The organism is Actinomadura roseirufa, assembly GCF_900659635.1.
Classification (GTDB): domain Bacteria; phylum Actinomycetota; class Actinomycetes; order Streptosporangiales; family Streptosporangiaceae; genus Spirillospora; species Spirillospora roseirufa.
This window is the reverse complement of record NZ_CAACVB010000271.1, coordinates 1-9,516: the sequence shown is the minus strand read 5'-3', so window position 1 is coordinate 9,516 and position 9,516 is coordinate 1. Positions and strand designations below refer to the sequence as shown.

7 protein-coding genes and 2 pseudogenes are annotated in these 9,516 nt (G+C 72.5%); 3 read left to right on the top strand and 6 right to left on the bottom strand.

Translation table 11 applies throughout. From position 1 onward, the window contains the following. Nucleotides 1-128, top strand: a pseudogene (locus tag E1291_RS44355) (FGGY family carbohydrate kinase); the annotation flags it as partial. A 24-nt stretch (nt 129-152) separates the two neighbouring features. On the opposite strand, the pseudogene E1291_RS44350 reads toward E1291_RS44355, so the two are convergent. After that, a pseudogene (locus E1291_RS44350) lies at nt 153-494 on the bottom strand (MFS transporter); the annotation flags it as partial. A gap of 205 nt (nt 495-699) precedes the next feature. Between E1291_RS44350 and E1291_RS34565 the strand changes: the two are divergent. Further along, nucleotides 700-1,308: a TetR family transcriptional regulator C-terminal domain-containing protein gene (locus E1291_RS34565; RefSeq protein WP_207401095.1), complete on the top strand. Its 609-nt coding sequence runs from the start codon at nt 700-702 to the stop codon at nt 1,306-1,308. 587 nt (nt 1,309-1,895) lie between these two features. Here E1291_RS34565 and E1291_RS34560 read toward each other — a convergent pair. From E1291_RS34560 to E1291_RS34540, 5 genes are read right to left on the bottom strand one after another with little or no spacing between them, the layout of a single operon-like run. Further along, entirely contained in the window at nt 1,896-3,158 is a 1,263-nt protein-coding gene (locus E1291_RS34560; RefSeq protein ID WP_131742275.1) for a flavin-dependent oxidoreductase, read from the bottom strand. A 14-nt stretch (nt 3,159-3,172) separates the two neighbouring features. Beyond that, on the bottom strand, nt 3,173-4,051 hold the full coding sequence (locus tag E1291_RS34555) for an ABC transporter ATP-binding protein (protein WP_131742274.1): 879 nt from the start codon (nt 4,049-4,051) through the stop codon (nt 3,173-3,175). A gap of 40 nt (nt 4,052-4,091) precedes the next feature. Next, complete coding sequence (locus E1291_RS34550; protein WP_242614559.1) at nt 4,092-4,895, bottom strand: ABC transporter permease; 804 nt, start codon at nt 4,893-4,895, stop codon at nt 4,092-4,094. Then, the gene (locus E1291_RS34545) at nt 4,892-5,668 is read right to left on the bottom strand and encodes an ABC transporter permease (protein WP_131742273.1); all 777 of its coding nucleotides are present in this window, start codon (nt 5,666-5,668) and stop codon (nt 4,892-4,894) included. Before E1291_RS34545 ends, E1291_RS34550 begins: the two co-directional genes overlap by 4 nt. Then, nucleotides 5,665-6,648: an ABC transporter substrate-binding protein gene (locus E1291_RS34540; protein WP_131742272.1), complete on the bottom strand. Its 984-nt coding sequence runs from the start codon at nt 6,646-6,648 to the stop codon at nt 5,665-5,667. The genes E1291_RS34545 and E1291_RS34540 overlap by 4 nt, the downstream gene beginning before the upstream one ends. 444 nt (nt 6,649-7,092) lie before the next feature. Here E1291_RS34540 and E1291_RS34535 point away from each other — a divergent pair. After that, nucleotides 7,093-9,516 (top strand): nitrate- and nitrite sensing domain-containing protein (locus E1291_RS34535; protein ID WP_165495431.1); only part of this gene is annotated, 2,424 nt, incomplete at its 3' end.

Sequence of the window (9,516 nt, the reverse complement as noted above, 5' to 3'; positions counted from 1 at the left end):
ACCAGCGGGAGACGACGCTGGTGTGGGACCGGCGGACGGGCCGCCCGTTCTACAACGCGATCGTGTGGCAGGACACCCGCACCGACCGCATCGCCGCCGAGGCCGGGGCCGAACGCGGCGGCGAACGCGCCGGCGGCGCTCCACAGCCCCACCGCGCCCGCGCGGCGGTCGGGCGGCGTGTCGTGCAGCAGCAGCGCCAGCGACGCGGGGATCATCGCGGCCGCGGCCGCGCCCTGCACGGCGCGGGTGGCCAGCAGGACGGGCACGTTCGGCGCGGCGGCGCAGGCCAGCGAGGCGAGCGTGAACAGCCCGGTGCCCGCCTGGAACAGGGCCCGCCGGCCGACGATGTCGGCGAGCCGGCCCGCCGGGGCGAGCAGCGCGGCGAACAGCACCGCGTACAGCGTGATCACCCAGGTGAGGCCGGACAGCGAGCCGGTCGGGAAGTCGGCGCGCAGGTCGGGGACGGCGAGGTTGGCGACGGTGGCGTCGAGCATGGCGAGGAAGGTCGCCCCGGCGGCCAGCAGCGGGACGCCGCGGCCCGTGCCGCGGGCCGCGGCATGCGGGGCCGCGGTGGTGTCGGTGGACATGGGTGGCCCTCCAAGAAAGTAAACGAACGGTCGTACTTTCTTCTGTGGACGGCGTCGCCGTCAAGAGGTCCGGCGGGTTGACTCTGCACGAACGATCGTGCAGATTGAGGCGATGGGCACCGACGGACGGCTCCTCAAGGGGGAGCGGACGCGCAGGACGATCCTCGGCCGCGCCGCCGACATCGCCTCGGCGGAGGGCCTGGAGGGCCTGTCGATCGGCCGGCTGGCGACCGAGCTGCGGATCAGCAAGAGCGGCGTGTTCACGCACTTCGGCTCGAAGGAGGAGCTCCAGCTCGCCACCGTCGACCGCGCCGTGGAGGTCTACCGCGAACACGTGGTGGTGCCCGCGCTCGGCGTGCCGGAGGGCCTCGGCCGCGTCCGCGCCGTCCTGGCGGCGTGGCAGCGCTACCAGCGCGAGGCCGTGTTCCCGGGTGGGTGCTTCTTCTACTCGGCGATGGCCGAGTTCGACGCCCGGCCGGGGCGGGTCCGCGACGCCGTCGTGGCCTCCCAGCGCCGCTGGGAGGACTTCCTGGAGCGCTGCCTGCGCGAGGCGCGGGACCTCGGCGAGATCGACGCGGACGCCGACGTCGCCCAGCTGGCCTTCGAGCTGGACGCGCTGTGCCGCGCGGGCGGCGCCCGCGCGGTCCTCTGCGACGAGCCCGCCGCGTACGAGCACGCCGCCCGGGCCATGGAGGCCCGTCTGGCGGCGGTCGCCCGCTGAGGGACGTCCTCCCGGCGAGGCCACAGCCGGACAGGAATCGCTTCGAGAATGGGACGGGCCGATTTGCGGGGCACGGCTCCTGACTCCTCAGCGCAGCGGGCACGGCCGGGCCGTTGGTCCAGAGAGGCAACGGTCCAACGGAACCGGGACCGACGCCCCCGTCGCGCTCCGTGATCGCGTACGAGCCGGTTAAAACAGGAACGAGCGATGGCCGGCGTCGTACTGGGAATTCGCGTGACCGGGTACCGGCGGGCCGCTGAAGACCCTTCGCGACGGGCGCTGTCGCAATCCGGCGCTCCACCGCGCGAGTGCCCGCCTCCATTTTCCGGCGCACCGTTCCCATCGGCTTGGACGGCATTGGCCGGGCGGTAATTGAAAGGCGGACGAAATGAACGGATCCGGCGAATGGAGAAGTGCTCCGTAATCGCAGGATCATGCAAAGTCAACAGGCCGCCGGCGGCCCGTGTCACGGGCGGAGTGGAACCTGCGGAACGAGCCGTACGCGCCACCGCTACCGGACCATTGGCGCCGGGGGCGCGGTGTGCCGGGGCGGGGCGCGCTCGCCCCGGCACACCGTGTCCGGGCGGTCAGGCGGTCTTGCTGTAGGACGGGCGGCTGTTGAGCGCCTCCACGTCCGAGAACGACGTCTGCCGGTACGCGCCGGTGATGGTGGACAGCTCCTCGGGCCTCAGCACGTCCTCGATCGTGCTGAAGCCCTTCGGGGCGCGCTCGCTGACCGTGTGCAGGACGCGGTCGGCGGGCATGTCGCGGCAGGCCAGGACGATGGCGTTCACCTTCTCCCGGCGGGCCCGCTCGTAGGCGAGCAGGCCGCTGTGCGGGTCCCGCGCGACCGCCAGCTCGTGCGCCAGGACGCGGGCGTCGAGCACGGCCTGCGAGCCGCCGTTGGAGCCGATCGGGTACATCGGGTGCGCGGCGTCGCCGAGCAGGGTCACCCGGCCGGACGTCCAGCGCTCCAGGGGGTCCCGGTCGACCATCGGGTACTCCAGGATCTCCGACGAAGCTTTGATCAGGGCCGGGACGTCGAGCCAGTCGAAGGTCCAGTCCTCGAAGTGGGGCAGCACGTCCGCCAGGCGGCCGCCGCGGTTCCAGTCGGCGTCGCGCTCCAGGTGGTCGCCGTCGAGCTTGACCTCCGCGACCCAGTTCAGCAGCGCCCGGCCGCGCTGCTCGGCCCGCATGGAGATGGGGTAGACCACGATCTTGGACGTGACGTTGCTGCCCGCGACGGCCATGGTCCGGCCGGTGAGGAACGGCTCGGCCTCGGCGACGCCGCGCCACATCCGGATGCCGTTCCACAGCGGCGCGGGCTCGCCGGGGTTCAGCTGCCGCCGCACCGCCGAGTGCAGGCCGTCCGCGCCGACGAGCACGTCGGCGCGCACCGTCTCGGTGGTGCCCGACGCGCGGTCGCGCAGCAGCGCCCGCACCTCGGCGCCGTCCTGCTCGAAGCCCTCGAACACGGTGCCGGTGCGGACGGCGTCGGCGCCGAGCCGCGCCACCACCGCCTCCAGCAGCGTCATCTGGAGCTCGCCGCGATGGATCGAGTACTGCGGCCAGTTGTAGCCGAGCGCGCGGCCGCGCGGCTCGCCCCAGATCCGGCCGCCGTGGCGGTCGAAGTGCACCATCTCGGCGGTCGGGATGCCGATCTCCGCCAGTTCCCCGCCCAGCCCCAGCTCGGTCAGCTCGCGGACCGCGTGCGGCAGCAGGTTGATGCCGACGCCGAGTGGCCGGAGCCGGACGGCGGAGTCGATGAGGAGCGTCTCGACCCCGGCCTCGTGCAGGCTCAACGCGGTGGTGAGCCCGCCGATGCCGGCGCCCACGATGAGTACGCGCATGAATCGCCCTTCGTTCAGCGGGTCGGCCTGGTGCCGCCGGATTCGGAGTCCGCCATGGTGTCCGGGCCGACGCCCTTCTGATGCCTGATGTCCGATTTCAGGATGCCCCCGGCGGCTCCCGCGGGAACGGCTCCGGGGATTCTCGCGCCGCCGCGCACGAGCCGTCCGACCTCGGCCCGGAGGCGGACGAACTCCGGCAGCCCCCGCGTCTCGATCTGGTCCCGGTCGGCGGACAGGGTGACGGGGAGGTCGGCGTGCACGCGGGCGGGGGAGCGGTTCAGGACCACGACGCGGTCGCCGACGTAGACGCTCTCGTCGATGTCGTGCGTGACCAGCAGGATCGTCATCTTCTCCGCCCGGTGCACCTGGAGGACCAGGTCCTCCAGGTCCTCCCGCGTCTGCGCGTCGACCGAGCCGAACGGCTCGTCCATCAGCAGCAGCGAGGGCCGGTAGGCCAGCGCCCGCGCGATCGACACGCGCTGCTGCATGCCGCCCGAGAGCTGCCAGGGGTACTTGCGGCCGGCGTCGGGCAGGCCGACCGACTCCAGCGCCTCCTGCGCCGCGGCGCGCCGCTCCGCGCGGGACTTGCCGCGGCGGCGCAGCGGCAGCGCCACGTTGTCGCGGACGGTCAGCCACGGGAACAGCGAGCGGCTGTAGTCCTGGAAGACCACGGCGAGGTCGTCCGGGACGCCGTCGACGGCGGCGCCGTTCAGGGTGATCCGGCCGCCGGTCGGCCGGATCAGCCCCGCGATGCAGCGCAGCAGGGTGGACTTGCCGCAGCCGGACGGCCCGACGATGCTGAGCAGCTCGCCGTCGGCGACGGTGAGGTCGAGGGAGTCGATCGCGACGTGGCCGTCGGAGTAGGAGTGCGTGAGGCCCGTTATCTGCAGCACCACGGCCGCCTTTTCTGTGTGTGCGTCGTGAGGCCCATCGTCATCCCGCGAGGCGCTTGGCGCCGGCGTGCCAGCGCAGCAGGCGCCGCTCCAGCAGCATGAACAGGGCGTTGAACAGGAAGCCGAGGATCCCGAGCATCACGATCCCGGCCCACATGCGCGGCAGCTCGAAGGCGCGCTGCGCGCCGATGAGCTCCGAGCCGATCCCCTCGGTGCTGCCGACCAGCTCGGAGATGACCATGAGGATCAGCGCGAACGACAGCGCCACCCGCAGCCCCGCGAAGATCTTCGGTGCGGCGGCAGGGAGGATCACCTGGAACAGCCGCCGGAAGCGGCCGACGCCGAAGACGCGCGCGGTCTCCAGCTGCAGGGCGTCCACGCCGCGGACACCGTCGGAGGTGTTCAGCAGCACCGGCCACACCACGCCGAACGCGATCGTGACGATCTGCATGGTCGCGCCGATGTGGAACACCATGATGAAGAACGGCACCAGCGTGGGCGGCGGGACGGCGCGCAGGAACTGCAGCACCGGGTCCAGCAGGTCGTGCAGCACCCGGGACCGCCCGATGGCCGCGCCGAGAGCGACGCCGGCGACGCCCGCGGCGGCCCAGCCGACGAACAGGTGGGCGAGGCTGGCGGAGAAGTCGTCCAGCGCCTTGTCCGAGAGGAACAGCGCGGAGGCCGGACCGGAGAACCACTGCTCGCGCAGGGCCTTCACGATCGTCGAGGGCGGCGGGAAGTAGGTCTCGCCGACCCGGCGGGTCACGATCTCCCAGGCCGCCACCGCGACGGCGACGAGCCATACCCGCTCGATGAGGCCGCGGCCGAGCCGGAGCGCGCTCACGCGACCCCCTCCGACCGGGCGCTCTGCCAGCGGAACGCGATCCGCTCCAGCCAGATGAGGCCGGCATTGGCCACCAGGCCGAGCGCCCCGGCCCAGCAGGCGCCGGCGAGCAGCAGGTCGTTGCGGCCGCCGCCGGCCTGGGTCTCGTTGAGGTAGAGCCCCACGCCGTCGTCCCCGCCGGCCACCAGCTCCGTGCTGATCACGACGATGAGCGCGACCGAGGCGGCGATGCGGACGCCGGTCGCGATGAACGGCGCGGCGCTCGGCAGCGACACGCGCCAAAGGACCGCCGGCGTCCCGAACCCGAAGCTGCGCAGGCTCTCCTTGGCGACGGGGTCGACGTCGCGCAGCGCGTACAGCGTGTTGACGAGGATCGGCCACAGGCAGGCGTAGAAGATCAGCGCCATCTTCTGCTGGACGACCGTGCTGAAGGCGATGGTGGCCAGCGGGATCAGCGCCACCGAGGGGATCGGCCGGCACAGCTCGACGAGCGCCCGCGAGGCGGTGTTCAGCACCGGGACCGACCCGAGCAGCACGCCCAGCGGCACCGCCACGAGCACCGACAGCAGCAGCCCGCCGGCCCAGGCCTTGAGGGTCGCCCCGACGTCGACCAGGAAGTCCTGGTCGACCGCCAGCCGGCCCGCCTCGCGCAGGACGGTCGACGCCGGGGGCAGGGCGGTGTCGTCGACCAGGCCGGTACGGCTCACGACCTCGAGGACGACCACCAGCCCCGCCACTCCGGCGGCGCCGTAGACGATGCGGCGAAACCTCATGAACCCGGCTGGAGGAGCGGCTTCACGTCGACGCGCTGGGGCACGTACTGGAACTGCTGCATGACGTCGGCCACGCGCTGCAGGCGGGTCGCGCTCAGCGAGGTCGGGTAGGAGCCGTAGCTCATCGTGGAGGCGACCTTGGCGTCGATGCCCTTGGCGTAGCTCGGCAGGATGTCCTGCACGACCTTGCGGTCGGCGGCCATGTTGTCGGCCTTGATCAGCGCCCGCTGGAAGGCCGCGATCGTCTTGGGGTTCTTGCCCGCGAACGCCTCGGTGGAGGCGTAGCCGGCGATCGGGAAGTCGGCGGTCGGGCCGCTGGACAGGTCGGCGACCATGCGGGCGCCGATGGCCTGCTGCATCTGCGTGCCGAACGGCTCGATCGCCTGAACGGCGTCCACGCTGCCGGACTTCAGCGCGGCCTCCATACCCGGCGGCGGGATCTCGACGAAGTTCTTCTCCTCGTCGAAGTCCACGCCCTGCGGCTTGCCGGCGGCGCGGATCAACAGCGTGCTGATGTTGCGGCGGGTGTTGACGCCGATCTTCTTGCCCTGCAGGTCCTTGACGGTGTGGATGGGAGAGTCCTTGCGGACCATCACCGTGTGGGTCTTGGAAGCGCTCTGGAAGCCCTCGGCGATGACCTTCGGCTTGAAGCCCGGGTCCTTGGAGGCCGCGGTGAGCAGCGACACGTAGTTGCCGAAGGTGATGTTGAGCTGGCCGCTCTTGAGCAGCGGGATCGCCTCGGCGCCGCCGCTGACGACGCGGGTCTTGACCTCCAGGCCCTCGGCCTTGAAGAGGCCCTTGGAGATGGCGAGTTGGAGGGGGGCGGTGTCGGCGATGGTCATGGTGCCGATCGTGACCGTGGACTTCTCGAGTCCGGTGGCCGACTTCTTGTCGTCGGAGTCGCCGCAAGCGGCGGCGGAGAGCGCTACCGCGATGGAGAGTGCGCCACTGACGGCGGCACGGCGGTGGGAAGCAGACATGAGCAACGCTCCATATGCGGGGGAAGCTGGCTGAAAGGGTGATCTTTCAACGGTCGGGGAGCGTAGCGCACCCTCGAGGGGACGCGGGGGAGATGTCAGCTTTACGTGGACATATGTGAACACGTGTAAACAAGCTGTGACATTCGTATCTCTCACATCACAAGTCCAGACCTGTGTGATCATTCGGGTTGGCCATGGTGGTGGCTCTGTGTTGCAATGTTCCGCGCTCGCCTGCGTGGCGCGGGCGGGTGACGCCGACCCGAATCTCATTCAGGGTCACCGTGCGCCGCGAGCGGTCAACCCAGTGAGAGGTAGCGGAGGGCAGTGCCGAAAGCCGAAGGGGCCGAGATCGCCCCGCAGTCCCCCCAGGAGGCCTCGCCTGCCAGGGAACACGTCCCGAAGCGGGGTTCCCTCGGTGGCAGGTTCAGGTTGCGCAACTGGCGCGTGCCGACCCGCCTGACGGCCATCGTGGCGGTGCCGACGATCGTCGCCGTGCTGCTGGCCGGCTACCGCGTCTCGGTCTCCCTGGACGATGCCGACGCCTACCGCAAGACGGGCCGGCTGGCTACGCTCGGTAAGGAGTTGACCGCGCTCGCGCACGACGTCGAGAACGAGCGCGACGCCCTCACCGAGCGCGCCGCCGGCGGCGCGCACGCCGTCAGCTCGACGACCCTGGCACTGCGCACGGACTCGGTGGACGCCACCGCCCGCAGGGTCCGCGAGGCGGCCCGCGACGTGAAGCCCGGCTCGCCGGCCCTGCGGCTGGCCGTCGCCAACGTCGTCAACCGGGTCGAGGAGCTGCCCTCACTGCGGGCGGTCTCGCTGCGGCTGGCGCCCGGTCAGATCGTCGACAAGTACAGCGAGTTCGTCGCGGACTTCAACAGCTTCCACATCCTCGTCTCCCAGGACGCCCAGACGCCCGAGCTGGCGCAGAGCGCCCTCGCCCTCGCCGACATCGCCCGCGCCAAGGACGCCGCCTCCCGCGAGCGCGCCCTCATCGGCGCCGCGCTCTGGCAGACCCGGTTCGAGCCCATCGACCGCGCCGCCGTCGACGACGCCCGCGCCTCGATGAACACCAACATCGCCTCGTTCCGCTCCACCGCCACGCGGGCCCAGCTCCAGCTGTTCGACGACAACGTCACCGGCCCCGAGCTGGACCGCGGCGAGGTCACCCGGCTGCAGGCGCTCGCCCGCGCCGACTCGTCCAAGGGCCAGCGGGTCAAGCTCGGCGTGAACGCCGCGCGCAGCTGGGAGTCCGACTCCACCGCGCGGGTCGACCGGCTGCGCACCGTCGAGCAGGACCTCGCCGGCAAGCTCGCCGCCGAGGCCGGCAAGGCCCGCTCGGACGCCGAGTCGGCGGCCATCCGGGACGGCGTGCTGCTGTTCCTCGTCCTCGCGGTCGTCCTCGGCACCGTCATCCTCGTCGCCCGGTCGCTGGGCCGGCCGCTGCGCCGCCTGCAGTCCGGCGCCCTCGAGGTGGCCAGCACGCGGCTGCCCGGACTGGTCGACCGGCTCCGCGATCCCGAGGCCGCGGCCGGCGGCATCGAAGTGGAGCCGATCGACATCGACTCCACCGACGAGATCGGCCAGGTCGCGCGGGCCTTCGACGAGGTCCACCGCGAGGCGGTCCGGCTCGCCGCCGACGAGGCGGTCCTGCGCGGCAACATCAACGCGATGTTCGTCAACCTGTCGCGGCGCAGCCAGTCGCTGATCGAGCGGCAGCTGCGGCTCATCGAGGAGCTGGAGCAGAGCGAGCGCGACGAGGAGCAGCTCGCCAACCTCTTCCGGCTGGACCACCTCGCCACCCGCATGCGCCGCAACTGCGAGAACCTGCTGGTCCTCGGCGGTCAGGAGCAGGTGCGCCGGTGGAACCAGGCCGTCCCGCTCATCGACGTCGTCCGCGCGTCCCTGTCGGAGGTCGAGCAGTACGAGCGGGTCGCGCTGCGCGTCCAGGGCGACATGACCGTCGCCGGTCCCGTCGTCAACGACCTCGTCCACCTGCTGGCCGAGCTGGTCGAGAACGCCACGGTCTTCTCCGCCGACCACACCAAGGTCACGGTCTCCGGCCAGATGCTCAGCGGCGGCGGCTCGATGCTGCAGATCACCGACAACGGCGTCGGCATGTCGCCCGAGGAACTGGAGCAGGCGAACTGGCGGCTGGCGAACCCGCCGGTCATCGACTTCTCCGCCGCCCGCCGCATGGGCCTGTTCGTGGTCGGCCGGCTCGCCGTCCGGCACGGCGTCCGGGTCGAGCTGCGCGCCGCGCAGGGCGGCGGCCTCACCGCCTTCGTCGTGCTGCCCGACGCCGTCGTCACGCCCGGCGAACCGGTCGGCGTCGGCGCGCGCGGCCTCGGCGCCCGCGAGTCCGAGGGGCCCGGCCCGCTCGCCGCGCTCACCTCGACCGCCGAGCCGCCCGCCCTCGGCGCCGGCGGCCCGCTCCGCCAGGACGAGCACCCCTCCGGCCCGCTGCCCTCCGTCGGCGGCACCGGCGCCCTCCCCTCGATCGGCGGCACGGGCACGTTCCCCTCGATCGGCGGTACCGGGACGTTCCCCTCGACCGGTGGCACTGGGACGTTCCCCTCGACCGGTGGCACTGGGACGTTCCCCGCGACCGGCGGTACCGGGACGTTCCCCGCCACCACCGGCACCGGCGCCCAGCCCGCGGTCGGCGGGACGGGCCAGCACCCCGTCACCGGCGGCACCGGCTCGCACCCGATGGTCGGCGGGACCGGCGCCCACCCCATGGTCGGCGGCACCGGACCGCATCGGCCGCCGCGCGGCGGCACCGCGCCGCAGCCGGTCACCGACGAGTCCGGCCCGCTTCCCACCACCGGAACCGGCCCGCTGACGCCCGCCGGCGGCAGCGGC

Bases quoted from the DNA above. Each gene is read 5' to 3' on its own strand.
- E1291_RS34545 (WP_131742273.1), bottom strand. From the start codon at position 5,668: ATGAGGTTTCGCCGCATCGTCTACGGCGCCGCCGGAGTGGCGGGGCTG.
- E1291_RS34540 (WP_131742272.1), bottom strand. From the start codon at position 6,648: ATGTCTGCTTCCCACCGCCGTGCCGCCGTCAGTGGCGCACTCTCCATC.
- E1291_RS34560 (WP_131742275.1), bottom strand. From the start codon at position 3,158: ATGCGCGTACTCATCGTGGGCGCCGGCATCGGCGGGCTCACCACCGCG.
- E1291_RS34565 (WP_207401095.1), top strand. From the start codon at position 700: ATGGGCACCGACGGACGGCTCCTCAAGGGGGAGCGGACGCGCAGGACG.